Origin of the sequence: Cryobacterium sp. MDB2-A-1 (genome assembly GCF_004402675.1) — a bacterium.
Lineage (GTDB): Bacteria > Actinomycetota > Actinomycetes > Actinomycetales > Microbacteriaceae > Cryobacterium > Cryobacterium glucosi.
The window spans coordinates 1-26,854 of sequence record NZ_SOFK01000038.1; the positions used below are offsets into that span (position 1 = coordinate 1).

The window sequence follows — 26,854 nt, forward strand, 5'->3', positions numbered from 1 at the left end:
TGGCGATCAGTCAGGCCCTGGTCGAGATCATGGGGGGCCGGATCGAGGTGACGAGTACCGTCGGGGTCGGCTCCACCTTCGCATTCACCATCGCCTGGCGGGAAAGCCCGTCGCCGGAGCGCCGCGTGACCGAAACGATCTCACTTGCGGGACTCCGCGCGCTGATGGTGGACGACAACGAGGCCAACCGTCGGATCCTGTCCGGTCAGCTCTCCCGGTGGGGGATGAAATGTACCGTGACCGCGACGTCCGATGAGATGATCGCGGACGCCAGGAACAGCCCTGTTCCCGATATCGCGATCCTCGACATGCAACTGCCGGGGATGGACGGCGCTGCAGTCGCCCGGGTGCTGCAGGACCTGCCGGGATGGCAGGACACCCCGATGATCCTGCTCACGAGCATGAGCGCGACACTGAGCAAAGCGCGCAAGGCGCCTTTCGCGGCGGTCCTGACGAAGCCGGTGCGCAGCGCCCAACTGCAACGCGTCGTCATCGAAGTGCTTTCCGGCCAGGTCGCCGCGGGCTCCGAGGTGCCCGCGCGTGCTGACGCAGCTTCCGGATTGCGAATCCTCCTCGCGGAGGACAACCTCGTCAACCAGAAGGTCGCGCAATTGATGCTCGCCAAGGGCGGTCACCGCGTCGACACCGTCAGTAACGGTCTGGAAGCCGTTCAGGCGGTCCAACTCGGCGACTTCGACGTCGTCCTGATGGACGTGCACATGCCGATCGTGGACGGGCTCGAGGCCACGCGGTTGATCCGGGTACTGGGCGACAGTATCCGCCAGCCCATGATCATCGCGCTGACGGCGAGTGTCACGGCGGAAGCGCGCCGGGCCTGTGCCGACGCGGGCATGGACCAGTACCTCAGCAAACCGATCCGGGTCGAGGAACTCGCGGAGGCCCTTGCCCTCACCAGTAGGGTGCCAGTGCCGGTGCCAGTGCCAGTGCCAGTGCCAGTGCCGACTCCGGTGCCGAGTCCGGAGCCGGACCTCGCGGCAGGCCTCTCCACGACGCCGGTGGCCGAGAAAGCACCGGTGCTCGATCCCGAGTTGTTCGGCTACCTCGACGAGATGGGCGCCGAGACCAAGGCAGTTCTGCTGCAACACGTCCTCGACGAAAGCGGCGGCCACCTGGCGGCCCTTCGGGCGGAGCTCGACCGCGGCAACCTGGTGCAGGCCGCGTTCATCGCCCACCGGTTGCGCGGGAGCAGCGCCACGATCGGGGCAAGCGGGCTCGCCGCCGTATGCGGGGAGATCGAAGCATCCGCCAACCATGGTGGACCGGTCACGGAGGATCACCTGGCCAGGCTGGAGGCAGTCATCGCCGAGGTGACGGCGGTGCTCACTCCCCACCTCGCGGCCACGCTCGACGCGAGGTGACCCTGCTCGCCGGGCAGCATCAACCGTCGACCGGGCAACGGTCAGAGTCTGTTCACCGGGGGTACCCGTCACTGTTACCGGCACGCCATACCGTGTGAGCAGTGGCAACATGAGCTGCCGCTCCGAGTGCTCCATCGCACAGTTTTGGGAGAATCCTCATGAAGAGACAGACCTCCGTTTTCACCTCGACCACCCTTGTGACCGCACTGGTCGCGAGCGTCATCCTCACTGGATTCGGCGGTGCCGCTCTAGCGGCCTCAGCCGATGACGGAAACGACAGGGCCCGCGCCACCAACGTCATCTACCTCCTGGGCGATGGCATGGGTCGCACCCACGTCACCGCCGCCCGCGAACGCTACTACGGCGCCGCAGGCAAGCTCGCCATGGAAACGCTGCCTGCCCAGGGCTTTGTCAGTACGTACGCCGTCGAGAAGCTCTCCGGCCAGCCGGGTGCCACCGACTTCAAGCCCAATCCGGTGACCGATTCGGCCTCTGCGGCGACGGCATGGTCGTCCGGTGTCAAGACTTACAACGCGGCCCTCGGCGTCGATGCCAAGGGTACGGTCGTTCCCACGATGATGGAACTGGCCAAGAAGGCCGGCTACCGCACCGGAAACGTCTCGACCGCTGAGATCACGGATGCCACTCCCGCCGGCCAGATGAGCCACGCCCTCGCCAGGGGATGCCAGGGTCCGGTGTACTCCGATGCGGCCTGCCAGGACCTGTCCATCACGGGGGCAGCCCTCCCGACGAGCGACGTACGGGTCACCCCCATCGCCGACCAGATCGCCCGCAACGGCACGGCCGACGTCATCCTGGGTGGCGGGCTCAGCCGTTTCGATGCCGCTGACGAGACGGCGCTCAAGGGGCAGGGCTACTCGGTCCTCGGCTCCATCACCGGCCAGTCGATCGCCACGAAAGCCGACCTGGCCGCCGCCTCCGGTGCCAAGGTCTTCGGACTCTTCAACAAGGGCAACCTGACCGTTGAGAAGACCAAGCAGGACAACCCGTCTTCGGTCCAGGCGCAGGAACCGACCCTGTCGGAGATGACGAGCAAGGCGATTGACTTGCTGCAGAAGGGCAAGAACAATGCGGACAAGAACGACCGGAGCGGAAAGGGAGGCCAGGGGTTCTACCTTCAGATTGAAGGCGCCCTGATCGACAAGCGCTCACACGCCAACGACGCCGCGCAGACCCTCGGCGAAATGAAGGCATTTGATGACGCGGTCGCCATCGTCAAGGACTTTGCCAAGCGAGACGGAAACACCCTCGTCATCGTGACCGCGGACCACGAGTGCGCCGGATTCAACATCATCGAGAAGGGCACCTTCACGAACGCCGAGGCCGGGACTCCGCCGGCCAACGTCGACAGCGGGAACTCCGCGAACAACTCCACCCCGACCCGGCCCTCCAATTCCAAGGATGCCGCCCGCTCAACGGGCATCGTGAACGGTGCCGGCGCCGCAGACCCGAAGAACTTCGGGCCGGCGACCTTCCGGACCCCGACGGATGCGGCGGGTGTCGTCGACGGCTCCCCGGACGCCGGACTCTGGTTGACCTATCTCTCCGGCAATCACACCGGGGCGGATGTCCCGGTGTTCGCCACGGGGCCTGGGTCGGATCAGCTCCAGGGCACGATCGATAACACGGCGCTCTTCGGGATAGTCGGGCGCGCGCTCCGAGTGGTGTAGTCGGACCTCGCATGAAGACCAGATCCGGAATTGCCGCGGCGCTGAGTGTCGTCGCCATCTGTGCGGTCGTCGGCGTTGCCGTGTATGCGGCGGCGACCGGCGCCCACAGTGACGCGCAAACGGCCGCCGCGACGCAGTTCACTCCTCAGGCGACCTTTGCAGGACTGACACCGTCGACCGGGAATCCTGAGCTTGAGAGCTTGAATCTGGTGCACCCGAGCCCGGGGACGATCGTTGCGGCGGCCGGTCCCTTCGACGACCGGTTCGTGCTCGAGGACCTCACCTTCGACGGGGGTGCGGTATCGGGTGCCGTACGTGTGACGAGCGACGTGAGCGACGTGCTCGACCTCGAGGTGCTGGCCGGGTTCTATGACGCCGATGGTGTCCTGGTCGGCAGTGGTCGTTTCGTCCACCACCTGAGCGAGGACACCATCCACACCGAGCCGCCGATAGAACGTCAGGAGTTCACAATCGCGGTACCCGGGGATGTGTCCGGCCGGGCCGTGGCCGTGTCGATCGGGGTCCCGGTCCTCGTCAACGAATGACCCGATGAGTCGCGGGCCGGCCCGTTCCCCGTCATGAAGCACCCGCGCTGCACCATTCCTGGTGCGAGCATCGCGACCTCACGCGAGCCCCATTGGGATCAGACCCGGCCATCGTCGCGGAGGATCGTGTTTTTGCTGGTGAGCAGTACGGGTTTCTGGTCGGGGTCGAGTCCGGGTGGTGGGGTGAGCCAGTACTGGCCGGTGTCGTCGCGGGTGATGTGCCAGTGTTCGTTGTGGAGCCTGAGGTGGTCGGCCCGGCAGAGCAGGATGCCGTGGTCGAGGTTGGTCTGTCCGGTGTCGTCTTTCCAGTGGTGGATGTGGTGGGTTTCGGTCCAGGAGGGTGGCCGGTCGCAGCCGGGCCACCGGCAGCCGCCGTCGCGGAGGGAGAGGGCCACCCTTTGGGAGGGGCTGAAGGTGCGTTGTTCGCGGCCGAGGTCGACGCCGTGGCCGTGGTCGTCGAAGGTGACGTCGAGGAGTCCGCTGTCGCACCGGTTCCGTTCCAAGGTCTCGGCCGCGACCGTCACCGCAGTCCCCTCGATGACGCCGGGTTGGAGCGCGGGTGCCGCGGTTTCGGGGTTCGCCGCAGCGTCGGCTGTGGGTGACNTTCGGTGGTGCGCGGGTCGTCCTGCACCCGCTTCGCCCACGCGGCCTGCTCCTTGTCCACGAAGCGCACCCCGCCCCGGCGGGGACTGGTGATGGCGTCGTAGGTACTCATCAGGTACTCGCCGTCTTCCGGGGCGAACAGGCCGACCATACGCACCTGCCCCGTGTGGAGTCGCCAGAACCGCAGGGACCGGTCGTCGTAGACGGCTTTCTCGCGGGCGGCGATGCCGGCTTCATCGAGCACGTCCCGCACCCGCCGGGCGCGCTTGAACAGCTGGTCCGCGTTCACCGTGCGCGCTTCGGTGAGGAGCCGGGCCAGGGCCGTGGCGAGTTTCTCCGGGGTGATCGCCCGGTCCAGGTCGCCCAGGCCCTTCCGGAGCGAGTCCGCCTTCTCGACGCTCAGCCAGCCCTCGCGCAGGGCCCGGCCGATCGGCGCGTGCCACGGCGGCACTGCGGCCGCAGGTACTGGCGGGTCGACCGGCGGCAGGTCCAGAGCGGCCCCATCGAGGGGCGGAGTCTCGTCGAGCAGCTTCTTCGCGTCGGCGGCTTCGCGGGCGGCTTTCTCGGCGGCGTCGGTCTCAGAGAGCAACCGGCCGACCGCGAAGAGCTTGGCAGCGTCCCCTCTGCTCGATCCGGAGATGCTCTGCAGCAGGTCTTCCGGAGTCCGGAAGCCTTGCCGGGCCGCGAGGCCCTTCCCGCCGAGTTCCGGACGGGACCGCCGGGCCAGGGTCGCCGCGAACCACGCCGCCTGGGTGTCCAAGGCCCGCCGGGCTCCCGCGATCAACACGTGCCCCTCGAGCACCGCCTCGTCGCTGAGAGTGTCGACAGCGGCGGACGAACCACCCAGCCCGGTGACGACATCCGCCATCGACCGCAACCCGCCGAGAACACCGCCCTGCACCCGTTCGCCATGCGGCTGATCGGGTGAAGCGGGTGACTCGGGAAGGTTGATCATGCCCCCACGCTACGACCAACCACCGACACTCTCTGAGCATGGCTCAGGTCTGTGGAAACTAACTCTGATCAGGTATCTGGTGAGGACAGGGTCGCTCGATCACCCGCCGGCTACTCGTCGTCGGCCTCGGCGCGCGGATGCCGTTTCGCGTCGGCAGGGGGGAGGTCGCCGGGCGTGCTGACTTCCTCGCCGGTCTCGGCGTTGACGGCGGTCTGGCCGGGCGGAAGGTTCGACAGGTCCGGCGCGATCATCGTCGGCATCAGCTTGGAGTCCGGCAGTCCGAATCGAGGAATCGACTCCGCTTCGGTTGTGGCGAGCACGAGGTCGTCGGACTGGCGCGGCAGGGTGCGGCCGCGGAAGAAATTCGGGTTGACCGCCCACCAGACCAGCATCACGACCACACCGAGCACCAGTGCGCCGATCCCGACGACGGCGACGGCGCCGATGCCGAAGATCGTGACGTTGTCCCCGTTATCGTCGGTGAGCCAGTCGACCGTGGCGTACTGCTGCAGCCCGTAGACGAAGGCCGCGGTCAGCATCAGGCCGCCGAGCAGTGGGAAGAGGCCCCGCATGATCACGTTCCGGAACGACGACCACATCGACCTGCGGTAATACCAGACGCACGCGAAACCGGTGAGCCCGTAGTAGAAGGCGATCATCAGGCCGACGGAACCGATCAGCGCCCCGAGCAGCTGGACACTGATCAGGGTGAAGAGCAGGTAGAACCCGATCGAAATGCCGCCCATGGCGAGGGTGGCCCAGGTCGGGGTGAGGTACCGCGGGTGGATCTTTGCGAAGCGTGCGGGCAGGGCGCGATAGACACCCATCGACAGGGCCGTGCGGGCGGTGGGCAGGATCGTGGTCTGCGTCGACGCGGAGGCCGAGGTGAGGATCGAGGCCGAGAGGAGGAGCATCGCGAGGTTGCCGAGGGTGCTGTCACCGAACAGCGCCGGCCCGATCGCGGCGAAGACGTCCGCCGAGTTCGCGTCGTTGCCGAGTCCCACACCGTCGGTGCCGACGCCCGCGAAGGCGACCGCCGCGACGGTCACGAGGGCATAGGTGCCGAGCAGGAGCAGGGTACTGATGATGGCGGCCCGGCCAGGGGTCTTGCTCGGGTCGGCCGTCTCCTCGTTGACGGAGACGGCTGTGTCCCAGCCCCAGTAGATGAACACGGCGGTCAGCACGGCCGGGGCGATCACGCTGCCGAAGTCGAGCGTGAACGGGTTGAACCAGTCGAGCGTCGGGGTCAGCGAGTAGCTTTCCGCGCTCCCCGTGTACACGCGGATGAGCGCGAAGACGGCGAACATGATCAGCACGACAACCTCGATGCCCAGGAGCACGTACTGGATGCGGGCGGAGAGTTCGATACCGCGGTAGCAGATCCAGGTCATGATCACGATCCAGAGCACACCGGCGACCGTCGACCAGAACTGGTCGTTCGCGAGGTCGGCGACACCCGTCAGTCCGAGGTCGCCCATGAAGGTGAATGAGTAGGAACCGGCCACCTGTGCGAGGTTGGCCATCACGATGACGTCTGCGGCGATGATGCCCCAGCCACCGAGCCAGCCGGTGATCGGGCCGAACGCACGGGTGGCCCAGGTGAAGGTCGTTCCGCAGTCCGGCTCCGCCTTGTTGAGTTCCTGGTATGCGACCGCGATGAGGTACATCGGGATGAAGGCGAGCAGCACGATACCCGGCGCCTTGACGCCGGCGAGAAGGGCTCCGCCGCTCGCGACGATGAAGCCGAGGCTCGCGGCGAGGCTGTACGCGGGGGCCGTTGACGCCATTCCGACGACGACGCTCGACAGCAGGCCGAGCGCCCCGCCTTTCAGCCCCTTGCTGTCGACCTGGTCGGAACGTTTCTCGCCGGCTTGGGACGAAGCGCTATCGGTCATCGGTACTCCCCACGTGAGGGCCGACCGGGGTCGGCAACAGGGCGGAACAGGACGAACGCGGTCCCTCAGCGGTGAGCGATCGTGATTGACACCGTTCTACCCCTGTTTCCCGCGGCCCGCACCTGCCCAATGTTCCGGTTTCGCATGTTTCTGGGCCGAGGGAGGGACCCGCGATCACCAGTCGGGCAGGAATTCCTGCCACACCGCCCGACGGTCCCCGCGGGGATCCGACTCGACGCGGTCCTCCGCATCGATGATCAGGGTCAGGCGGTCCTCCTCGGTGAAGCGGGGCCAGTCGGCGTCGGGACGGCCGGTGAGCGCGAAGTGCAGCCAGTTCCGGCGCATCCGCTCGCCCGCGTTGATGAAGAGCTCGCGACCGCCGAGCACGCTCATGATCCGGGCGACCGGCAGGTCGGTCTGGTCGAACAGGGCGAAAAGCTCGATTCCGTGGGTCGCGCCGAATCCGAGCATGTGCATCAGGCGCGGCGCGAGGTCGAAGCGGTAGACGTACACCGGCGCGACCCTGGAGTGCAGCTCCCCGAGCTGCAGGCTCGGGTACCAGAACACGAAGTCGCTGCCGAAATCGACCGAGCCGCGCAGCGGTGACAACCCCGCGTACACCGCGCGCATCGCCTCGTGTGAGCTCTCCGGTGCCTGGTCGAAGATGGCGCTGATCCGGGGAGCCGAATGCGGCAGGATGTCGACCCTGCCGCGGAAGAGGGTGCCTTCCCGCTCGTTGGAGCCGATGATGAGCGGGACCCGGTGTTCGCGGCCGGCGCGGAAGGCATCGACCGGGCGTTCCGGCAGGAAGTCGCCGTCGACGACGGGCACGAGGCAGAAGGTGCCCGGGTTCGAGTCCGGGGTCCGGGTCTGCACCGCGATGACAGCCTGGGAGATCACGTCGGCGGGTGCCATGGCGAGCAGCTCGTCCGGGGCCAGGCCGACCGCTCCGGCGTCGGCTTCCGTGAGCGTCCGCAACTCCTCGACGACCTCCGCGGCCCAGGCATCCGTGAGTTCCCGCGAGAACGCGGCGTTGGACGGCGAGCTCTGGGCGATCGCGCGCGCGAAGAGCCCCTCGGCCGCCGGTGTCGCCATCAGTGTGATGACGGCGTTCCCTCCCGCCGATTCCCCGAACACGGTGACGTTGTTCGGGTTCCCGCCGAAGGCGCGGATGTTGTCCCGCACCCAGCGCAGGGCGGCGACCTGGTCGCGCAACCCGAGGTTGCTCTCAATGGGGTGGTCCGGCGTCGAGTATCGGGTGAAGTCGATGTAGCCGAGCGCCCCCAGGCGGTAGTTGAAGCTCACGTAGACGACGCGGCCGCTGCGCACGAAGCGCTCGCCGCGGCCGGTGAAGTCCTGGGAGGACCCCACGCTGTACCCTCCGCCGTGGATGAACACCATCACCGGCAGGCCGAGCCGGCGCGGGTGCCCCGCGGCCGGGCGCATGACATTGATCGTCAGGCAATCTTCCCCTGAGGCGCTGCGCGGCCCGTGCGCCCGAAACTGCCCGCGGTGCGGTTGTGAGGCGATCTTCCCGAACCTCGAGGCGTCACGGATGCCTGCCCACGATTCCACAGGACGCGGCGCCCGGAAACGCCCGTCGCCGACCGGTGGCGCCGCATACGGGATGCCGCGCCAGGCCAGTATCCCGTCCTCGTGCACTCCGCGCACGATCCCGCCGCTGACGCGGACGTCGAGCCGGCCCCGGGGGAGCGAGACGGAGCGAAGGGGGGCTCCCAAACCGGGGCCGGGGCCTGGATGCGGTTCATCGTCGAGGGTCACTGCTGTGGACATGCGCTCCTCCTCGTGGGAATCTTCTGGAGTTGTCTTGGTCCTTCGTGTGGGTGGTGGGTCTGGGTCTGGGTCTGGGTCGGGGTTCTGGTGGGTTCTGGTGGGTACCGGGTTCGGTTCAGCGGTACTCGGGGTTGGGCTCGAAGCCGAAGCGCTCGCCGGAGTCCCAGTCCTTGCGGAGGTTCCCGTAGGCGGGGAAGCCGCCGTTGGCCTTCAGGATCGCCGCGAGGTGCATCAGGTTCCAGGTCATGAAGGTCGTGTTGCGGTTGGTGAAGTCGTTCAGGGGGCCGCCGGACCCGGCGTCCAGGTAGCTCGGACCCGGCCCGATCTCGCCGATCCAACCGGCGTCCGCGGCCGGCGGGATCGTGTAGCCGATGTGCTGCAGGCTGTAGAGGATGTTCGACGAGCAGTGCTTCACGCCATCCTCGTTGCCGGTGATGATGGCGCCGCCGACCTTGCCGTAATAGACGTACTGGCCCTTGTCGTTGAACTCTCCACTCATCGCGTAGAGCCGCTCGATCACGCGTTTCGTCACCGAACTGTTGTCGCCGAGCCAGATCGGGCCGCCGATCACGAGGATGTCCGCCGTCTGCACCTTGTCGAAGAGCGCCGGCCAGGCATCCGTCTTCCAGCCGTGCTCCGTCATGTCGGGATAGACGCCGGTCGCGATGTCGTGGTCGATCGCCCGGATCGTTTCGGCGTAGACGCCCTGCTCGTGCATCAGGTTCATGCTCAGGGCGATGATCGCCTGGGTATTGCTGGCTTCGGGGCTCCGCTTGAGCGTGCAATTGATGAACAGGGCACGCAGCCCGGAATAGTCGTAGGAGGCCTGGGTATTACGGCTCGGGGTCATGGCGCCAGTGTTGCACCCGCTCCGCGCACCGGCTACCCCGGGGCGCGGGTTCACTTCGTCCGGGATCCGGGGTTAGATTGCCGGGTGACTCCTCGCGAACGCCGCATCCTGATCGTCGCCGTCCTCTCCTCCTTCGTCGCGTTCCTCGACGGTTCGATCGTCAACGTCGCACTCCCCGCGATCTCCCGCGAGCTCGGCGGCGGCCTCACCCTGCAGCAGTGGGTCGTCGACGGCTACCTGCTCTCCCTCGGCGCCCTCATCCTCGTGGCCGGCTCGCTCTCGGATACCTTCGGCCGGGTGCGCGTTCTGCGGGTCGGCCTGATCTGGTTCGGGATCACTTCTCTCGCGTGCGCCGTCGCACCGTGGGGCGCCGCCCTCGTCGTCGCGCGGATCCTGCAGGGCGCTGCTGCCGCCCTTCTCGTCCCGAGCTCCCTCGCGCTCATCACCTCGACGTTCACCGGTCCTGCCCAGGGCCGGGCGATCGGCGTCTGGACAGGCTGGACCGGCATCGCGGGCATCGCCGGGCCCATCCTCGGCGGCGTCCTGGTCGACACGAGCAGCTGGCGGCTCGTGTTCGCGATCAACGTGCTCCCGATCGTGGCGACCCTCATCGTGCTCGCCGGAGTCCGGGAACCGGCGCGCACCGCACCGGCCGCCCGGATCGACGTCGCCGGGGCCTGCCTCGCCGTCGTCGGCCTCGGCGGTCCCGTTTTCGCGCTCATCGAGCAGGGTCGGCTCGGCTGGGGCAGCCCCATCGTGTACCTGCCGCTCGTCATCGGGCTGCTCTCCCTCGCCGCGTTTCTCTGGTGGGAGGCGCGCGCTCCGCACCCGATGATGCCCCTCGGCCTCTTCCGGGTGCGCAATTTCTGGGCAGGCAACCTCGCGACCGTCGGCATCTACGGCGCGCTGAGCCTCGGCTTCTTCATCTTCGCCGTCTACCTGCAACAGGTCGGCGGCCTCTCGGCGACGAGCGCGGGGCTCGCGGGCATCCCGGCGACCCTGATGATGCTGTTCTTCTCGACATTGTTCGGCGGGCTCGCCGGCCGGTTCGGCCCGCGACTCTTCATGACCCTGGGCCCGATCGTGGCGGGCATCGGCTTCCTGATCCTGACCCTGGCCGTTCCCCCGGTGGATGTCTGGCGCACCGTGATCCCCGGCATCGCCGTCGTGGGCCTCGGGCTCTCGATCACGGTGGCACCCCTGACGGGCGCCGTGCTCGGCTCCATCCATCCTGAGCAGGCCGGAATCGGCTCGGCGATCAACAACGCCGTCTCCCGGGTCGCCGGACTCATCATGATCGCCTTCGCCGGCACGATCGCCGGCGAACAGCTCGGCGTCGCCGGGTTCCAGCGGGTCCTGCTGGTCACCGCCACGCTCATGTTCGCCGGCGCACTCGTGTCGTGGCTCGGCATCCGCACCCCGAAGAGCGGGGCGGATTCCGCAGCGCCAGCGGCAGGGGAACCCGCCTGAGCGCGGCATCCGCGCCTCTCCCACCTGCCCTCGAACGGGAGGGGCCGGGAAATCTGTTATAGTTTCTAAGTTGTCTTCGCGAAGGATTTCGCCTGACACATGCGCTCGTAGCTCAACGGATAGAGCATCTGACTACGGATCAGAAGGTTGGGGGTTCGAATCCCTTCGGGCGCACAGGACAAAAGCCCCGCACTCACTGAGATGCGGGGCTTTTTTGTGGCTGTCCGCGGGATCCGCGGCCGAGCCCCCCAGCCGCGTCTCACTCGCCCAGGCGCCCGGGTGGAGCTGCGCGCACGTGCATCCGCTCGCCCTGGCGGCCGAAGAGGGTGAGGAACTCGACGTCGCCCGGACCGACCCGGCCGAACCAGTGCGGCGTGCGGGTGTCGAACTCGGCGGCCTCCCCGGCCGGGAGCACCAGGTCGTGCGTGCCGAGCACGAGCCGGAGGCGGCCCCGGAGCACGTAGATCCACTCGTATCCCTCGTGCACCCTCGGATCCGGCTCACGCTCCGCTACCGTTGCGGGGATCAGGTGTTTGAACGCCTGCGGCCCGCCGCTCGCGCCGCGGGACAGCGGCACGATCGTCTGGTCGCGGTGCCGCGTCGGCCGGAGGTGGATGCGCGGGTCACCCGTCTCCGGCGCCCCGACCAGTTCGTCCAGCGGAACGCCATAGGCCCGCGCCAGTGGCAGCAGCAGCTCGAGTGCGGGACGCCGTTGCCCGGATTCGAGCCGGGACAGCGTGCTGACCGAGATGCCCGTGGCGCGCGACAGTTCGGCGAGTGTCATACCGTGCTCGCTGCGCCGCGCCCGAAGGAGCGGGCCGACGGCGGCGAGCATCGTCTCCGTCGTGGCGGAAGTGTCGTCCATGGGTCGATCTTGCCACTTCGGCAAACGGGCTTGGCGATTCCGTCGATCCTGTCCGAGCATCGAAGCAGGAGGTCTGCCATGACACACGAGGAACACCCGTTCGGCCGCGACTACTGGGAGGAGCGTTACGCCGCCCCAGGGCTGGCGTGGAGCGGCGACCCGAACCCCGTGCTCGTCGCCGAAGTGACACCGCTCGCGCCGGGCCGCGCCCTCGACATCGGCAGCGGGGAAGGCGGCGACGCACTCTGGCTGGCGATGAGCGGGTGGCACGTCACCGGTGTCGACATCTCCACGAACGCGCTCGACAAGGCACGTGCCCGGGCGGAGTCCGTCGACGGACCCGCCGCGGCGCGCATCCGCTGGGAGCAGCACGACCTGACGTCCTGGTCGCCAGAGCCCCGCTCATTCGACCTCGTCACTTCGCAGTTCATGCACCTGCCCGAGAGCGCCCGAAGCGTGCTCTTCCGGGCCCTCGCGGCGGCCGTCGCGCCGGGCGGCACGCTGCTCATCGTCGGTCACGACGTCTCCGACGCTGATGCAGGCGAGCACCGGGCGCACTTCCGCGAGCTGATGTTCGGGGTCGACGACGTGCTCGCCGCGATCGACGGCGCGGAACTCGAGGTCGAGGTCGCCGAATCGCGTGAGCGGGAGGCGCCCGCCGCCCGCGACGGCGCGACCCCCGTGCGCGACGTGGTGGTCAGGGCGACCCGGCCGGTCAGGCCTCCGGCAGCAGGATGAACGGCGTCCGGCCGTGGGTCACACCGTTCACCTGCAACTCGACGGCGTGCTCTCCGGGGTAGTAGCGACGGGTGGTGATCGCGCGGAGCGAGTGCCCCTTGGTCAGCAGCACGACCTCGCCTGGCTCCAGGGTCAGGGTCGTGAGCTTGAACGTCTTGCCGGTGAGGGTGCCGTTCGCCTTCTGGTGGTGCAGGACATAGTCGACGGCCAGCCGGGTGGCCACACGGGCGTTGTTGCGGATGCTTGCGGTGAAGTCGACCGTTCCGCCGAACGCCACCTTCGTCTCGGCCAGCACCGGGCCGGCCACCGTCACATCGGCCGCATGGAAGCCGAGCTGGGCGAGGGCGGCAGGATTGCCTCGCTTCACGAGGGTGCGCAGCGCGTGCCGCACGAGCCGGGCGGTGTGCCCGTCCGGCTCGGCGAGCCACTCGGCCGTCGTGGCGACCGCGAGCTCCGGCTGCTGCCTGCTCAGGTCGTTGAGATGGTTGGCGACCGACCGGCGCACGGCCTCGTCATCGTCGCGGTAGAGCGCGTGCAGGATCGGCAGGGTCGCGGTCGGCTCGGCGAGGATCCCCGGGACCCGCCGAGCCCAGGGCAGGAACGGCCGGGTGCCCTCGGTCGCGAGCCTGCGCACGTCGACGTCGGTCGAGGCGGTCCAGCCCAGCACGACCGGGAGCGCCCGCTCGAGGTCGTGGTCGAGGAGTAGCCGGATCGCGAACTCGGAACTGAGCCGGCCGGTGAGCTCGGCGAGCATGCCCAGGGCGTCGTCGAAGGCGGCATCCGTGCCCGCCTCGATGCCCTTGACCGCGATCGCGGTCGACACCGGCCAGATCAGCCAGCCGGTGAACGGCGCGGTTCCCGACGCGGCTGCGCGGATGGTCGCGGCGAATGAGTCGTAGCCGCCCGGCAGGTCTGCCAGCAGGGCGTCACGCAACAGGTCGCTCCGCTCCCGCAGTGAGAGCGGGTCGAGCGCTTCCGTGGCTGCGCGCAGCGCGGTGAGCGGCGCGTGCGGTGTGACGGCCTGGATCGCCGCGGTGAGGGCGACCGCGGTCGGCACTCCGATGAGTTGGTCGGCGAAGGGCATGGGGCTCCTGGTGCTGGTGTAGCGGTGTACCCCTCCAGCGTGCCAGATTGCGGTCGCGCCGAACACCCCGCCGGTTTCTTCCGTCCGCGCCCGAAACGGCGGGCGCGGTGTGCCGAAACCGGCGCGGGCGCGGTGCCGGTCGCGGTGAGAAGCGGATGTCTCAGGCGCGGCCGGCGTCCGCGCTCGCACCGCGGCGCCGAAGGGCAGCAGCCCCCTCCCGGATCCCGAGGAACACGATCGCGGCACCGAGCACGAACGCCCAGTCCAGGACGCCGAGCCCGCTCGTGCCGAAGAAGCCCGCGACCACCGGCACGTAGACGATGACGAGCATGATCGTGATAGCGAGGGCGACTGCATACCAGAACGAGGGGTTGCTGAACTGGTACCTCGTGAAGAACCCGTGCACGCTGCGGCGCTGGATGATGCTGACGAGCTGGCAGACCATGATCGTGACGTAGGTGATCGACATCGCCTGGGCGAGCGGCAGAGCGGGCACGGTCTGGCTGAACGGGTCGATGCCGTTCCGGTCGTAGAACAGCAGGTAGTTCGTGATGGCGAAGATGCCCATCAGGGCACCGCACCAGAGCACGTCGACGATCGACCGTCCGTTCAGGATCCGGGCGCGGGAATCCCGGGGCGGGTCCTTCATCGTCTCGCCTTCGGCGGGGTCCTTGCCGAGCGCCGCGATCGGGAAGATCTCCCCGAGCAGGTCGATCGCGAGGATCTGCAACACGTTCAGGGCGAGGGGTACGCCGAACAGGGAGGCCAGGGCCAGGCTCGCGGTGTTGACCACGAACTCGGCGATGTTCGAGGTCAGGCAGCTGAGAACGCCCTTGGTGATGTTGCGGTAGATCGTCCGTCCCTCGGCGATCGCGTTCACGAGGGTTGCGAAGCTGTCGTCGAGCAGCACGATCTCGGCGGCCTGCTTGGCCACATCCGTCCCGGAGGCGCCCATCGCGACCCCGATGTTCGCATGCCGCAATGCTGGCGCATCGTTGATGCCGTCGCCGGTGACGGCGACGATGTGCCCGGAGGCCTTGACGAGGTCGACGATACGCACCTTGTCCTCCGGCGCGACCCTGCTGAACACCGTGCCGCCGCCGAGTGCGTGACGGAGAACCTCGGCGTCGGACATCGCCGCAAGCTCCGCGCCGGTGACGATGCTCAGCCCGTCGTCGCCAGAGAGCCCGGCCTGGTGTGCGATGGCCTCGGCCGTGAGGGAGAAGTCGCCTGTCACGATGTTGACCTTCACCCCGGCTGCGAGCACGGTCGTCATGGCGGCGGGGACGGCAGCGCGGATCGGGTCCTGCATCGAGACGAGTCCCAGGATGGTCAGGTCGCGTTCGATGACATGGATGTCCCTGCTGGCGGCATCCGCTTCGGTGAGCACCCGCGTCGCGAAGACGAGGTTGCGGAGTGCGCGGCCCGCCTTCTCGGTGTGCCGGGCGAGCAGGGCCGCCCGGTCGGCGTCCGTGAGCGAACGCACGGCGGTGCCGTCGTCGATCAGGGTGGCCCGGGCGAGCAGGCTTTCCGGGGCGCCCTTCGAGTATGCGGTGAGCACTCCGTCCGGGTCCCGGCGGATGCTGGTCATCAGTTTCCGGGTGGAATCGAACGGCAGTTCGTCGATCTCGGGGCAGCGGGCGCGCAGGGCCTCGAGGTCGACTCCGGCCTTGCCGGCCACGACGAGGAGCGCGCCTTCCGTCGGGTCGCCGAGGATGCGCCAGTCGTCGTCCCCGGCAGGGGCGACCAGGCGGGCGTTGTTCGCGAACACCCCGACGGTGAGGAACGCGCGCAGCCGGGCCGTTGCCGTGTCGCTCCGGGATTCCGGCTCGAAGACGCCGACGGGCGCGTAGCCGATCCCGGTGACCCGGTAGTCGGCGCCGCCGACGACGAGTTCGCTGACCGTCATCTCGTTCTTGGTGAGCGTGCCGGTCTTGTCGGTGCAGATCACGTGCGTCGCCCCGAGCGTCTCGACGGAGCTGAGCTTCTTGACCAGGGCGTTCTGCCGGGCGAGGGTACCGGCCGCGGCGGCGAGCGCAGTGTTGACTTCGGCGGGCAGCCCCTGCGGGATGAGGGCGCAGGCGAATCCGACGGCGAAGAGCATCGCCTCGCGGAGCGGAAGCTCGGACTGCACGGCGATGACCAGCACGACGAGAGACACCACGGCGACGCCATAGCTGACGTACTTCGCGATCTTGCCCGTCTCCACCTGAAGTGGGCTGCGGGTCTGCGGGGCCGACTGGCTGAGCCGGGCGATTCGGCCGAGCTCGGTGTGCATCCCGGTCGCGGTGACGAGTCCGAGCGCCTCACCGGTGGCGACGCTCGTGCCCGCGAAAGCCAGGTTGTGCCGGTCCGCGAGCGGCACCTCGTGCGGGATCGGCCGCGCGTACTTCCGGGTCGGGTCGCTCTCCCCGGTCAGGGCGAAGTCGTTGGTGGAGAAGGCGGTGGTGTCGACCAGTCTCACGTCGGCGGGTACTGAGGCGCCTTCGGTCAGGCGCACCACGTCCCCGGGCACGAGCGCCCGGGATTCGATCTCGGTCAGGGCGCCGTCCCGATAGACCTGGGTGGTCGGGTCGACGAGCCTTTCGAGCGCCTCCATGGTCTTCTCCGCGCGGTTCTCCTGCACGAAACCGATCAGGGTGTTGAATCCGACGAGTGCGACGAGGACGCCGGCGGTGCCCAGGTCGCCGAGGAACCCCGTGATGGCGGCGCTCGCGAGGAGCAACACGATCATCCAGTCGGCGAACTGGCGCAGGTAGCGCCTCAGCGTGGATTCCTTCTTGAGGGTGACGATCGCATTGCTGCCTGCGCGGATCCGCCGCTCGTCCGCGGCGCCGGTCGTGAGGCCGGAGCGGGAGCTCCCGAATGCGCTGAGCACCTCATCAGCCGTTTCCCGATAGATCGACGCGGCGGGGTCAGCAGAATCGGCAGGGTGGAGCTGCGGCAAGCTCATGGACCAAGGCTACGCTTCGGCCCGGGCGGCGGATGCCGGCGCCCACCGGCCGGGGCGTCCGCGCTCAGTCTCCGCGGGCGGTGGTCTCCTGCACCAGCGGGGCCGCGTGCACGAGGTATCCCTCCCCGCGTCGGCGGGGAAGGGAAGCCTGCCGCGGATCTGCGGCGACAAGGGAGTCCTCCTCCCCGGTCACGACCAGACCGGCAGAACTGTTCGCCGATTCGCTCAGGCAGTGCAGCCATCTCTCGTTGATGCTCGGGGCGTGGCCGCCGGAGAACCGGAAGTAGAGCGGAATCGACGGGTTCAACCACGCCGAACTGTGACCGCCGGATTTCCCGACATCGGGCCAGGAGAGCAGGAAGCTCTCGCCCCTGCGGAGCTTCTGCACGATCACGATCTGCAGGTGAGCGAGAATCCGATCGTCGAAATCGACGATCATCCCCTTGTACATCAGGTATCCCATGGCGCGCCATTCCGGATCGGCCTGAGGCCCAGCGCCATCGATGTCGCCTCGAAGCATATTGCCCAGTTATACGCGTGAGAATTCGTCACTACAACCAATTAAGCGAGCTTCTAGGCAACCTTCGGATCAGGGGAAAGACGGCGTGGTAGCGCGTGAGGGCGGGGCCGGTGGACCGGGCGTACGCTGTGCTCGTCGGCTGCCGCAGAGGGTGCCAACGGGGAGAATCTCATGACACAGGCCAGGAAGAACATCGCGAAGCGATCGGCACGGAAACGGGCCTGGAGCGACCTCAGCCCCCGGGAGCAGACCGGGGTCCTCGTCGCCGGGTCGGTGCAGCTGGCACTCGCCGCGACAGCATGGGCAGACCTTGTGAAGCGGCCCGCCGCACTCGTCAACGGACCCAAGCTCCTGTGGGCCGCCATCATCGGACTGAACTTCATCGGGCCGATCGCCTACTTCGTCTGCGGCAGGCGGAAAGCACCCTCGGCAGGCGCGAAGGCGGTCGCGCTGACCACGCCCACGGCGCCCGCGGAGCCCGAAGTGACGCCAGTGCCCGCAGCGAATCCAGCATCCGCAGTGACCGCAGAACCCGGGTCCGCCTCAGTGACGCCTGTGGTCGACGAAGGCGAGCCGGGGCCCGTGCCGGGGCTTGCCTAGGCTCCCCGAGGCCTCCAGCAGGCGGACGACCCGGTAGCGATGCGGCTGCCAGATGCGCATCGCGGAGACCATGAGCGCGTCGTCGAAGTCCGCGTCGAACAGGGTATGGCCGATCGCCCCGGCGAGGTGGTAGTCCCCGACCGAGAGCGCATCGGCGTCGCCGAACGCCCGCTGGGCGACTTCCGCCGCCGTCCACTCGCCGATCCCCGGCACCGCCCGCAGCCGCGCGCTCGCCTCGGCCGCCGACAGGTCGCTCGCCGCTTCCAGCTGCCGCGTCACGGCGAGGCAGACCATCACCGTGCGGGACCGCATCGGGTCGACACCGGCCCGATGCCACTCCCACGAGGGAATGAGCTGCCAGGCCCGTGCCGAAGGCGGCACGCGCATTCCGGCAGGTGCCGGGCCGGGAGCAGGTGTCCCGTGCGCGCGGACGAGGGTGCGGAACGAGGCCGTCGCCTGCAGGCTGATGACCTTCTGTTCGAGGATCGCGGGAATGAGCGATTCGATGACCCGCCCGGTGCGGGGGATCCGCAGGCCGGGCCAGCGCCGGTGCGCATCCCGCACGAGCGGATGCTGCGCCTCGAACCCCGAGGGATCGTCGCGCTCCCCGAGAAGTTCCGGTGCGTCCTCGACGGCCTCCCTCGCGCCCTCGCCCCACGCCTCGCAGCGAAGCTCGGTCAGGCCGGACTGGGTCAGGCGCAGGGTCGCGGGTCCCGATCGGGTGAGCGTCGTGCGCCACACGGCACCGTCCAGGCTCACCTGGAAGGTGGGGTCTGTCCGGCCCCGGCGCAAGCGGGAGAGAGTGAGCCCGACATCCGTCGGATGGGCGGGCTTCCACCGGCTCGAGCAGTCCGCCGCCCCCGGTGCGTTGTCAGGTCCCGTCGCTGTGCCCACCCTGACAGCCTAGGGACTGCGTACGACACAGGCGCGTTCCCGGAGGCTCACTGCGCTTCGGGTGCGCTCCGAACCCCGGACCCTGAACCTTCGAACACCGGGTGCCGGGTCAGTGCGCCCCGACCGTGAGGTGCTGCTTGCGAATCGGCTCGATCCGCATGCTCGTGCGTTCGCAGCCCGAGCACTTGAGCACGTAGAGCGGCAGGGTGACCTGCTTCGCGTGCGCGGCGTTCGGCGTGAGCTGTGCCGGCGAATGACAGAACGGACACGTGATCAGCATGGTTGGGTCCCCTAATCCTCTTACCCGCCACGGTTTGTAACGTGTACTTCAACGGTAGCTCTCGAAACCGGCCGTGGTACCCCCTAGACGGATGTGACGAAGTATGTATCCAAACCGAAACGAAACGTATGCCGCATGGGTGCAGGCGCGCCGGCCGACGGTTCTCAGCGGTCTCAGTCCGTGTCGGAGCGCTCGACGACGAAGTCCGTGCCCGGGTAGACGACGCTCTGGTGGCCCTCGCCGAAGCGGACGAGGTACGGCGGTTCGCCGTCTGGCCCGCGGACCTCGATGATCTCCCCGTGCTTGTCCGGTGTCTCGACCGTCCGGCCGCGAATGATGATCCTGTCGCCGATGATTGCGTGCATGGTCACGAACCTCCTGCGGCTCACGCTACGCCGGGGCGGCGGTTCTCAACAGGGCAGGTCCTCCGGCGGCGGGCAACCCGCCGGCCCGATCCGGAGCCGGTCGCACAGGGATGTGAGCTGCTCGAGCTCTTCGTTGGAGAGGGCATCGCCGAAGCGGGCCGAGATCGACCCCATGTGGTCGACTGCGACACTGCGGAACAACGCGTACCCGGCATCCGTCAGCTCGACGATCGCGCCGCGCCCGTCGTTCGGGTCGGTGAGTTTGCGGATATACCCGCGCGAGGCCAGGCGATCGATCAGGCGACTCACGCTCGGCTGGGTGAGCAGCACGTGCTGGTTCAGGTCACGCAAGCGGATGCGCCGGTCCGGCTCCCTCGAGAGGTTGAAGAGCACGTCGTACTCGTTGAAGGAGATCTCGCGGGACGGGAAATCGCTCGCGAGGCTGCGCATGATCGCCACCTGCGCGCGGAAGAGCGACTCCCAGGCGGATACTGCGGCCGCTCGATCCGTCACCGGTCCTCCTCAGTCGTGTCTTCCCAGACTAGAGAATCTACGCCAACCCTCGCTGCACGCCTCTTGGCGAATTCGCAGAAAGAATACAGCCGCACAGCTAGCTTTCCGTTACCGGTTCGTTATATATTCGTTGTGCGTCAACCGTTTGCTGTGGCGGAAGACGCGAAATGTGATTGCAGGACACTCTTGGTGCAAGGGAAGAGGGTCGGTCGTTAAGCCTCTACGACCGGCCCTCAATCACGTTAACGGCCCGTCCGCGTCATGAACCCGCCGCTCGTCGCGCATCGCGCACGGCCGGGGAGAAGGCCTAGAAGATGTCGGGGCTCGGCGTCGTCGACTGGCGGATGGAGACATCCGCGTGACGGTCGAAGCGGTAGCCGACGCCACGCACCGTGCGCACGATGTCTTCGTAACGGCCGAGCTTGGCGCGCAGGCGGCGGACGTGCACGTCGATGGTGCGCTCGTTGGGTGCGTCGTCCTCATCCGCGGCGTCCCAGAGCTTTTCGATGAGTTCGGCACGCTCGATGGTGCGGCCCTCACGCAGCACGAGGTACTGCAGGAGTTCGAATTCCTTGTAGGTCAGCGCCGCGGTCTCGTTGTCGAGCACCACGCGCTTGCGGGAGATGTCCACGACGACGCCGCCGGCGGCGCGGTCCGGGTCGGCCACCGTGCGGTGGCGGGCCAGGGCGGCGGGGTCCTGGAGGGCGAGGCGCACGACGTCCACGTCGCGACCGCCGGCACCTGCCGGCGCGAGCGCCACGGCGGCGTGGGTTTCCGCGTTCGGGGCGAGTTCCTCGGTGAGGGCCTTGAGCGCCTCGACGATGCGGTGCAGCGAGGTGCCGGCCGCGGCGGCCTTGGCCTCGTCGATGCCGACGTAGAGGACGAAGCCGCGGGCCTCTGTGCCCTCCGGCACGGCGCGGATGCGGGGAGCAGCGGGGGCAGGCGCCAGGGCGAGTGCCGGGCGGGCGTTGTGGATGGAGCGGGCGGTGTCAATGTGTGCGAGCGACATGGCAGGAGTCCTTGGGAATGATGATGCTGGGGTGAACCCGGCGCTCTGCGCGGTTGTGGGTTCGACAATGGCCGTTGCGACCGGGTGCGGAGCGTACGAAAGGCTCCGGGAGTTCAACCGACTGACTCAGAACCGCTCAGTGCAGAGGCACGGGGTGCTACTGCGCGGGGTTCGGAGGCGAGAGGGGAACTCGGCGATGACGTCGCGATTCAGCGGCACATTCGGCAACACTCGGCGCGCATGCCGGGCATCATCATGCCGGCATTCCCAAGGGCCTCGAGGGAGGTCAGGGGGCGGTGAGGGGTTGTCATAACTGTGAGTAAAGCCCACTGTTACGGCGTGTGTCAACTTTGTGACGCAGGAAGCCAGGAAACCTGCTGCATCACGTTCGCCCCGGTCGGGTCGAACGGGAGGATCCGTGCTCGATGGGCACTTCATCACATGTTCCTCGATGGAAAGGCACTTCATCAAAGATTCGTGAAAGTACTGCGCTGCGACGCCCGTGTGTCGCAGGACCTGCGTGTTCCGCCGGCGTGGTCGCAACCGGCGGAACGGGTGGACTGTGCCCTAGACGAGTCCGTACAGACGGTCGCCGGCGTCGCCGAGTCCGGGAACGATGTAGCCGAGCTCGTTGAGGCGTTCGTCGACGGCGCCGAGAATGATCGACACCTCACGACCGGGGAACGCCGCCTCGACGGCGGCGAGACCCTCTGGCGCCGCCAGGATGCAGATGGCGGTGACGTCGACGGCGCCGCGGTCGAAGAGGAACTTGATGGCCGCGATCAGCGAGCCTCCGGTGGCGAGCATCGGGTCGAGCACGAAGCACTGGCGGTCGGAGAGGTCGTCGGGCAGGCGCTCGGCGTACGTGGTCGGCTGGAGGGTTTCCTCGTTGCGGGCCATTCCGAGGAAGCCGACCTCTGCGGTCGGCAGCAGCTTGACCATGCCCTCGAGCATGCCGAGGCCGGCGCGCAGGATCGGCACGACGAGCGGCTTCGGGTCGCTGATCTGCACCCCGTGGGCCAGCCCGACCGGGGTTTCGACGGTAATGTCTTCGACCCGCACCCCGCGGGTTCCCTCGTAGGCGAGGAGCGTCATCAGCTCCTCCACGAGGGAGCGGAAGAGCGGTGAGGAGGTGCGTTTGTCCCGCAGAACCGTCAGTTTATGGGTGATGAGCGGATGGTCGGCTACATGGACTCGCATAGGCTCAATCTACTAGCTGGGGGAGGTATCCGGATGGGCGAGCAGGCTCGCGAGCACCGCGAATGGATGCGGCTTGCCCTCCGGGAGGCCCGCGCGGCCCTCGAGACGGGTGACGTCCCGGTCGGCGCGGTCGTGATCGATGCCTCCGGTGTCGTCGTCGGCCACGGCCGCAATGACAGGGAGGCACGGCAGGACCCGACCGGTCACGCCGAGATCGTCGCCATCCGGGCCGCGGCCGCCGCTCTCGGCGACTGGCACCTCACCGGCTGCACTCTGGTGGTCACGCTCGAGCCCTGCGTGATGTGCGCCGGCGCGATCCTGGCCGCGCGGATCCCGGTCGTCGTCTTCGGCGCCTGGGACGAGAAGGCGGGAGCAGCGGGCTCCGTGTACGACGTGCTGCGCGACCGCAGGCTCAACCATCGTGCCGAGGTCTACGCGGAGGTCGACGCCGAGGAGTGCGGCGCCCTCCTCCGGGAGTTCTTCAGCGATCCAGCCCGTCGAGCCATTCGCTGAACAGCGCGCGGGACGCATCCTGCATCGTCCCGGCGTAGAGGTCGCGCTCGGCGCGCAGCGTTTCCGGGTCGAGGCCGGCCGCGGTGACCTCCGCGGCGGAAGCGCGCAGCCAGACCTCGTGCATGGCCGGTGTCACTTCGGGGTGGAACTGCACCGCGAGCGCCCAGTCGCCGATACCGAACGCCTCGTTGCCGTACTGCGGCGAACCGGCCAGGCGTGTCACGCCCTCCGGAAGGTCGAAGGTGTCGCTGTGCCACTGCAACACCGGGACGCCGGCCACGTGGCGGAGCGGCCCTGTGGCGCCGAGGCTCGTCGGTTCGACCGTGCGGAAGCCGATTTCGTTGGTCGGCCCGGGGTAGACCCTGGCGCCGAGCGCGTTGGCCATCAGCTGCGCGCCGAGGCACACGCCGAACACCGGGCGCTCGGCGGCGAGCCGGTCCTGCAGGATCGTGATCTCCCGGGCGAGCGCCGGGAACCGGTCGATCTCATACGCGCCCATCTCCCCGCCGAGCACGACGACGAGGTCGGCGGAGGTGGGGTCGATCGTGCTGAGGTCGTCGCTGAGGATCTCGACGTAGGTCACGGAATAGCCGTGCTCGTGGAGCACGGGCTCGAGGTTGCCGAGATGGATGGTGGCGTCGTGGCGCAGCACGAGTGCCGTCCGCGTCCCAGCGACCGGTGCGGCATCCGTCGCCGGCGCGGCAGGCACTGCGCTCATTCCCGGCCCCGGATGATGATGGTGTCGGTGAGCGGGCCGTGCTGGTTCGGGTCGTGGAACACGTCGGGCTCGAGATAGATCGCGCGGGCGCTCGGCATCGCCGCCCGCACGCGTTCCTCGATCACGTCGATCGACGCCGCGACATCCGAGAAGCGCAGCTCGGCGTCGAACGCGAGCTTCGCGGCCACGAGCAGTTCGTCCGGCCCGAGGTAGAGCGTCTTCATGTGGATGATGCGCTGTGTCTCCGGGCCGTTCAGGATCGCGCGCTGGATCGTCGCCGTGTCGGTGGGTCGGGCGCCCTCGCCGACGAGGAGGCTCTTCGTCTCGATGCCGAGCACGATCGCGACGAGCACGAGGAGCACACCGATGCAGATGGTCCCGATCGCATCCCAGATCGGGTCGCCGGTGACGATGGTCAGGCCGACGCCGAGGAATGCGAGCACGAGGCCGCTGAGCGCCGCGACGTCTTCGAGCAGTACGACGGGCAGCTCGGGGGCCTTGGCGTGGCGGATGAACTGCACCCAGGTCTCCCCGCCCCTGGTGTGGTTCGACTCCTTGATCGCGGTGCGCAGGGAGAACGACTCGAGGCCCATCGCCACGAGCAGCACGAGGATCGGCAGCCACGGCACGTCGAGGTGGTGCGGGTCCTGCAGCTTCTGCACCCCTTCATAGAGCGAGAAGACGCCGCCGATGGAGAACAGGATGATCGAGACGACGAAGGCGTAGACGTAGCGTTCGCGCCCGTAGCCGAACGGATGCTCCGTGTCGGCGTCCTTCCGCGACTTGCGGGCTCCGAGCAACAACAGGAGCTGGTTGCCGGAGTCGGCGAGGGAGTGCACGCCCTCCGCGAGCATCGACGACGAACCGGAGAACGCCCAGGCGATGAGTTTTGTCGCGGCGATGCCCAGGTTCGCACCGAGTGCAGCGATGATGGCCTTGTTCCCCGAAGATGCGCTCATGCAGCAATTCTAGGAGGCCCCCGAGGCTGCGAAACGCCCCGAAAAGTAGACTGGCTGCATGACCGAGACTGCCGCCACCGCGGTGCCCCCCACCGTCCTGCCCGCCATCGCATTCCTCGGAGCCGGATCGATGGCGCGCGCCGTCCTGACCGGACTGCTGACCCCCGCCGTGACGGTCGAGGGCGGCATCCGGGCCACCAACCGCACCGCGGAGAAGGCGGCAGAGCTGCACGACCTGCCCGGGGTCACCGCCTGGGCGACCGCGCTCGATCCGGACGCCAACCGCACAGCGGTCACCGGGGCGCGCATCGTCGTCGTCGCCGTGAAGCCGGCGATGGTGCCAGACCTGCTCCGCGAGATCGCGTCCTCCCTCGCGCCGGGCACCCTCGTGGTGAGCGTCGCGGCCGGCGTGACGATCGCCACGTTCGAGGCGCTGCTGCCGGCATCCGTCGCCGTGATCCGATCAATGCCCAACACCCCTGCCCTCGTCGGCAAGGCCGTGACCGGCCTGAGCGCAGGCAGCCGTTCCACGGCGGCCGACCTCGACCTGGCCAGGGCCCTGTTCGGCACCGTCGGTTCGGTGCTCGTCGTCCCGGAGGACAAGCTCGACGCCCTGAGCACGATCAGCGGCTCCGGCCCGGCATACGTGTTCTACCTGATCGAGGAGTTCACCCGCACCGCCATCGACAAGGGGTTCACGGCGGAGGAGGCCGCGATCCTCGTCAACGGCACCTTCCTCGGTGCGAGCACCCTCCTCGCAGCAAGCCCGCTGTCGCCGGGCGAACTGCGCCGCCAGGTCACGAGCCCGCACGGCACCACCGAGCGCGCGGTCTGGGAACTCGAGAAGGGCGGCCTCAAGGAGCTCTTCGACCGGGCGACGGATGCCGCACTCGCCCGGGCGCGCGAACTCGCCGCCCCCACCGACTGACCCTGTCCCGGACAGCCGTTGCGGGCCCTTCCGTAGTATCCCTTCGTGGGAATGACTAGCCTAAAGGTATGGCAGACATCTTCGGCGTGGTGGCGGACTCGACTCGACGCGAAATATTACGCATTCTCCTCGAGCGATACAACCAGTCCGGGGCGGTCGGCGGCGAGCTCAGCGTGTCTGACATCGTCGTGCAACTCGGCCTCAGCCAGCCGACGGTCTCCAAGCACCTCAAGGTGTTGCGCGAGGCGGGACTCGTCGGCGTACGTGAAGCAGGGCAGCACCGTTATTACCATCTCGACTATGCCCCCCTGGAGGAGATCGAAGACTGGCTGATCCCATTCCTGAGCGTCGATTTCGATGCCGCAACGGAGGGGGAAGCCGAAGAGGCCGAGGGCCTCAAGGAAGAGCAGCGGGCGTTCGCGACCGCGATCGGCAAGGTCTTCGCCGATACCTCATTCCAGGTCGCGCATGCGGTCAAAGACGTTAAACCGCGCAAATGGCGGAAGAACGAATAGAACAACCAGCAGTACTCGACCGGCAACCGCCGACCGAGCGTCGAGCGTCGCGCTTATCCGCTAGACTGGCACTTTCGTGTCTGTCGCGAATCTCGCGGCGAAATCAAATCTTGTGAGGTCCGTGTGGGTTCTGTAATTAAGAAGCGACGCAAGCGTATGGCGAAGAAGAAGCACCGCAAGCTGCTTCGTAAGACCCGCCATCAGCGTCGCAATAAGAAGTAGGACGGCTTAGCCCGTCCCCAAGCGTGAGCGTTAGGTCCTTCCGGGCCTAGCGCTTTTTGCTTGTGCGGACCCGGTTCGCGCGCGCCGCCCGGCGGATGCTCGCGCGCTTCATCCGCATCACGGGCCAGTCGCGCGCCGCCGCATACCGCGCGAGCGCAGCGTCCGGGTTGACCACCACCGGGTGGCCGACGAGGTCGAGCAGCGGAATGTCGTTGTGGGAGTCCGAGTACGCCCAGCAGTCGGCGAGGTCGACGCCGCTCGCCGCGGCGCGTGCCCGTGCCGCCTCGGACTTCAGGGCGCCGTGACAGACCCCGGCGGTCAGCCGACCCGTAAAGATGCCGTCGTCCGCCTCGAGCACGGTTCCGAGCGCGCCCGTGAAGCCGAGGCGCTCGGCGATGACGTCGGCGACCTCCTGAACGCTCGCGGTGAGCAGCCAGACCTCGTGGCTGTTCTCGAGGTGCCGTCTGGCCACCGCGACCGTCTCCGGCCAGAGCCGGCGGGTGAGCTTCGTGTCGAAGATCTCCTCGCTCAAGCGGATGAGCTCGGCCTGTTCGAATCCCACGGCGACCTCGAGGGCACGCAGCAGCACCGTGGAGAGGTGATCGCGGTTCTCGCCGACCGCGAGGAACCGGGCCTGCTTCCAGCCGAAGGAGGTGATGTCCCTGCGGGTGATGATCCCGCCCCGCCACGCGGCGACGCCCAGATGATAGAGGCTGGCCCCTCGCATCAGGGTGTTGTCGACATCGAAGAACGCGATGGCGCGCGGGGGAGTGGCTTGGAACATCTCCCTTGGAGT

General features: G+C 68.2%; 27 protein-coding genes and 1 tRNA gene. 11 read left to right on the forward strand and 17 right to left on the reverse strand.

Annotated features, from left to right (window positions below; translation table 11 throughout):
- From E3O39_RS14960 to E3O39_RS14970, 3 genes are all read left to right on the forward strand, one after another.
- A partial coding sequence (locus E3O39_RS14960; RefSeq protein WP_134446410.1) for a response regulator occupies positions 1 to 1,379 on the forward strand: 1,379 nt, incomplete at its 5' end.
- A 158-nt stretch (positions 1,380 to 1,537) separates the two neighbouring features.
- Positions 1,538 to 3,070, forward strand: coding sequence for an alkaline phosphatase (locus E3O39_RS14965; protein ID WP_134446411.1), 1,533 nt, complete (start codon positions 1,538 to 1,540; stop codon positions 3,068 to 3,070).
- 11 nt (positions 3,071 to 3,081) lie between these two features.
- Positions 3,082 to 3,615: a hypothetical protein gene (locus tag E3O39_RS14970; protein ID WP_134446412.1), complete on the forward strand. Its 534-nt coding sequence runs from the start codon at positions 3,082 to 3,084 to the stop codon at positions 3,613 to 3,615.
- A gap of 98 nt (positions 3,616 to 3,713) precedes the next feature.
- On the opposite strand, the gene E3O39_RS14975 is transcribed toward E3O39_RS14970, so the two are convergent.
- The 4 genes from E3O39_RS14975 to E3O39_RS14995 all read right to left on the reverse strand — a co-directional run bounded on the left by E3O39_RS14975 (position 3,714) and on the right by E3O39_RS14995 (position 9,712).
- On the reverse strand, positions 3,714 to 4,139 hold the full coding sequence (locus E3O39_RS14975; RefSeq protein WP_166789569.1) for an HNH endonuclease signature motif containing protein: 426 nt from the start codon (positions 4,137 to 4,139) through the stop codon (positions 3,714 to 3,716).
- A 1,144-nt stretch (positions 4,140 to 5,283) separates the two neighbouring features.
- Positions 5,284 to 7,068, reverse strand: a complete 1,785-nt coding sequence (locus tag E3O39_RS14985; RefSeq protein ID WP_134448762.1) for an APC family permease — start codon at positions 7,066 to 7,068, stop codon at positions 5,284 to 5,286.
- Positions 7,069 to 7,242: 174 nt separating this feature from the next.
- On the reverse strand, positions 7,243 to 8,862 hold the full coding sequence (locus tag E3O39_RS14990) for a carboxylesterase/lipase family protein (RefSeq protein ID WP_134448763.1): 1,620 nt from the start codon (positions 8,860 to 8,862) through the stop codon (positions 7,243 to 7,245).
- Positions 8,863 to 8,977: 115 nt separating this feature from the next.
- On the reverse strand, positions 8,978 to 9,712 hold the full coding sequence (locus E3O39_RS14995) for a flavodoxin family protein (RefSeq protein ID WP_134448764.1): 735 nt from the start codon (positions 9,710 to 9,712) through the stop codon (positions 8,978 to 8,980).
- A gap of 84 nt (positions 9,713 to 9,796) precedes the next feature.
- Here E3O39_RS14995 and E3O39_RS15000 point away from each other — a divergent pair, with 84 nt between their 5' ends.
- Both E3O39_RS15000 and E3O39_RS15005 read left to right on the forward strand, forming a co-directional pair.
- The gene (locus tag E3O39_RS15000) at positions 9,797 to 11,182 is read left to right on the forward strand and encodes an MFS transporter (protein ID WP_134448765.1); all 1,386 of its coding nucleotides are present in this window, start codon (positions 9,797 to 9,799) and stop codon (positions 11,180 to 11,182) included.
- Between the two features lie 101 nt (positions 11,183 to 11,283).
- A tRNA-Arg gene (locus tag E3O39_RS15005) sits at positions 11,284 to 11,356 on the forward strand.
- An 85-nt stretch (positions 11,357 to 11,441) separates the two neighbouring features.
- Here E3O39_RS15005 and E3O39_RS15010 read toward each other — a convergent pair.
- Complete coding sequence (locus E3O39_RS15010) at positions 11,442 to 12,047, reverse strand: helix-turn-helix domain-containing protein (RefSeq protein ID WP_241985103.1); 606 nt, start codon at positions 12,045 to 12,047, stop codon at positions 11,442 to 11,444.
- A 78-nt stretch (positions 12,048 to 12,125) separates the two neighbouring features.
- On the opposite strand from E3O39_RS15010, the gene E3O39_RS15015 reads away from it, so the two are divergent.
- Positions 12,126 to 12,785, forward strand: coding sequence for a bifunctional 2-polyprenyl-6-hydroxyphenol methylase/3-demethylubiquinol 3-O-methyltransferase UbiG (locus E3O39_RS15015; protein ID WP_134448767.1), 660 nt, complete (start codon positions 12,126 to 12,128; stop codon positions 12,783 to 12,785).
- Here the strand turns inward: E3O39_RS15015 and E3O39_RS15020 are convergent.
- From E3O39_RS15020 to E3O39_RS15030, 3 genes are all read right to left on the reverse strand, one after another.
- Entirely contained in the window at positions 12,763 to 13,869 is a 1,107-nt protein-coding gene (locus tag E3O39_RS15020) for a DNA alkylation repair protein (protein WP_134448768.1), read from the reverse strand. The two genes, E3O39_RS15015 and E3O39_RS15020, sit on opposite strands and share 23 nt — an antisense overlap.
- Positions 13,870 to 14,029: 160 nt before the next feature.
- Positions 14,030 to 16,822: a cation-transporting P-type ATPase gene (locus tag E3O39_RS15025; protein WP_134448769.1), complete on the reverse strand. Its 2,793-nt coding sequence runs from the start codon at positions 16,820 to 16,822 to the stop codon at positions 14,030 to 14,032.
- Between the two features lie 64 nt (positions 16,823 to 16,886).
- Entirely contained in the window at positions 16,887 to 17,285 is a 399-nt protein-coding gene (locus E3O39_RS15030) for an ATP-dependent DNA ligase (protein WP_241975293.1), read from the reverse strand.
- 228 nt (positions 17,286 to 17,513) lie between these two features.
- Here E3O39_RS15030 and E3O39_RS15035 point away from each other — a divergent pair, with 228 nt between their 5' ends.
- Complete coding sequence (locus E3O39_RS15035) at positions 17,514 to 17,942, forward strand: PLD nuclease N-terminal domain-containing protein (RefSeq protein ID WP_134448770.1); 429 nt, start codon at positions 17,514 to 17,516, stop codon at positions 17,940 to 17,942.
- On the opposite strand, the gene E3O39_RS15040 is transcribed toward E3O39_RS15035, so the two are convergent.
- From E3O39_RS15040 to upp, 6 genes are all read right to left on the reverse strand, one after another.
- Complete coding sequence (locus tag E3O39_RS15040; protein WP_134448771.1) at positions 17,886 to 18,836, reverse strand: DNA-3-methyladenine glycosylase; 951 nt, start codon at positions 18,834 to 18,836, stop codon at positions 17,886 to 17,888. The genes E3O39_RS15035 and E3O39_RS15040 overlap by 57 nt on opposite strands.
- A 109-nt stretch (positions 18,837 to 18,945) precedes the next feature.
- On the reverse strand, positions 18,946 to 19,116 hold the full coding sequence (locus E3O39_RS19080; protein ID WP_166787349.1) for a hypothetical protein: 171 nt from the start codon (positions 19,114 to 19,116) through the stop codon (positions 18,946 to 18,948).
- Between the two features lie 173 nt (positions 19,117 to 19,289).
- The gene (locus E3O39_RS15045; RefSeq protein WP_134448813.1) at positions 19,290 to 19,481 is read right to left on the reverse strand and encodes a DUF1918 domain-containing protein; all 192 of its coding nucleotides are present in this window, start codon (positions 19,479 to 19,481) and stop codon (positions 19,290 to 19,292) included.
- A 45-nt stretch (positions 19,482 to 19,526) separates the two neighbouring features.
- On the reverse strand, positions 19,527 to 19,994 hold the full coding sequence (locus E3O39_RS15050; RefSeq protein ID WP_241975294.1) for a MarR family winged helix-turn-helix transcriptional regulator: 468 nt from the start codon (positions 19,992 to 19,994) through the stop codon (positions 19,527 to 19,529).
- A gap of 307 nt (positions 19,995 to 20,301) precedes the next feature.
- Positions 20,302 to 21,003 (reverse strand): winged helix-turn-helix domain-containing protein, encoded by a 702-nt coding sequence (locus E3O39_RS15055; RefSeq protein ID WP_134448772.1) that lies wholly within the window; start codon positions 21,001 to 21,003, stop codon positions 20,302 to 20,304.
- 567 nt (positions 21,004 to 21,570) lie between these two features.
- A complete protein-coding gene (gene upp, locus E3O39_RS15060) occupies positions 21,571 to 22,203 on the reverse strand; it encodes a uracil phosphoribosyltransferase (RefSeq protein WP_134448773.1) in 633 nt (210 codons plus the stop codon).
- 33 nt (positions 22,204 to 22,236) lie between these two features.
- Here upp and tadA point away from each other — a divergent pair, with 33 nt between their 5' ends.
- Positions 22,237 to 22,716 carry a tRNA adenosine(34) deaminase TadA gene (gene tadA / locus E3O39_RS15065; protein ID WP_206750881.1) on the forward strand — a complete coding sequence of 160 codons (480 nt, stop codon included), beginning with the start codon at positions 22,237 to 22,239 and terminating at the stop codon, positions 22,714 to 22,716.
- On the opposite strand, the gene E3O39_RS15070 is transcribed toward tadA, so the two are convergent.
- Both E3O39_RS15070 and E3O39_RS15075 read right to left on the reverse strand, forming a co-directional pair.
- Positions 22,685 to 23,434, reverse strand: coding sequence for a glutamine amidotransferase (locus E3O39_RS15070; RefSeq protein ID WP_134448774.1), 750 nt, complete (start codon positions 23,432 to 23,434; stop codon positions 22,685 to 22,687). The two genes, tadA and E3O39_RS15070, sit on opposite strands and share 32 nt — an antisense overlap.
- The gene (locus E3O39_RS15075; protein ID WP_134448775.1) at positions 23,431 to 24,393 is read right to left on the reverse strand and encodes a cation diffusion facilitator family transporter; all 963 of its coding nucleotides are present in this window, start codon (positions 24,391 to 24,393) and stop codon (positions 23,431 to 23,433) included. Before E3O39_RS15075 ends, E3O39_RS15070 begins: the two co-directional genes overlap by 4 nt.
- Before the next feature lie 58 nt (positions 24,394 to 24,451).
- Here E3O39_RS15075 and proC point away from each other — a divergent pair, with 58 nt between their 5' ends.
- The 3 genes from proC to E3O39_RS15090 all read left to right on the forward strand — a co-directional run bounded on the left by proC (position 24,452) and on the right by E3O39_RS15090 (position 26,058).
- A complete protein-coding gene (gene proC / locus E3O39_RS15080; RefSeq protein WP_134448776.1) occupies positions 24,452 to 25,321 on the forward strand; it encodes a pyrroline-5-carboxylate reductase in 870 nt (289 codons plus the stop codon).
- 68 nt (positions 25,322 to 25,389) lie between these two features.
- Positions 25,390 to 25,836 carry a helix-turn-helix transcriptional regulator gene (locus E3O39_RS15085; RefSeq protein ID WP_134448777.1) on the forward strand — a complete coding sequence of 149 codons (447 nt, stop codon included), beginning with the start codon at positions 25,390 to 25,392 and terminating at the stop codon, positions 25,834 to 25,836.
- 123 nt (positions 25,837 to 25,959) lie between these two features.
- Entirely contained in the window at positions 25,960 to 26,058 is a 99-nt protein-coding gene (locus tag E3O39_RS15090) for a 30S ribosomal protein bS22 (RefSeq protein ID WP_003792170.1), read from the forward strand.
- Between the two features lie 46 nt (positions 26,059 to 26,104).
- Here E3O39_RS15090 and E3O39_RS15095 read toward each other — a convergent pair whose 3' ends face one another.
- Positions 26,105 to 26,842, reverse strand: a complete 738-nt coding sequence (locus E3O39_RS15095; RefSeq protein WP_134448778.1) for an HAD family phosphatase — start codon at positions 26,840 to 26,842, stop codon at positions 26,105 to 26,107.
- Between the last annotated feature and the right edge of the window lie 12 nt (positions 26,843 to 26,854).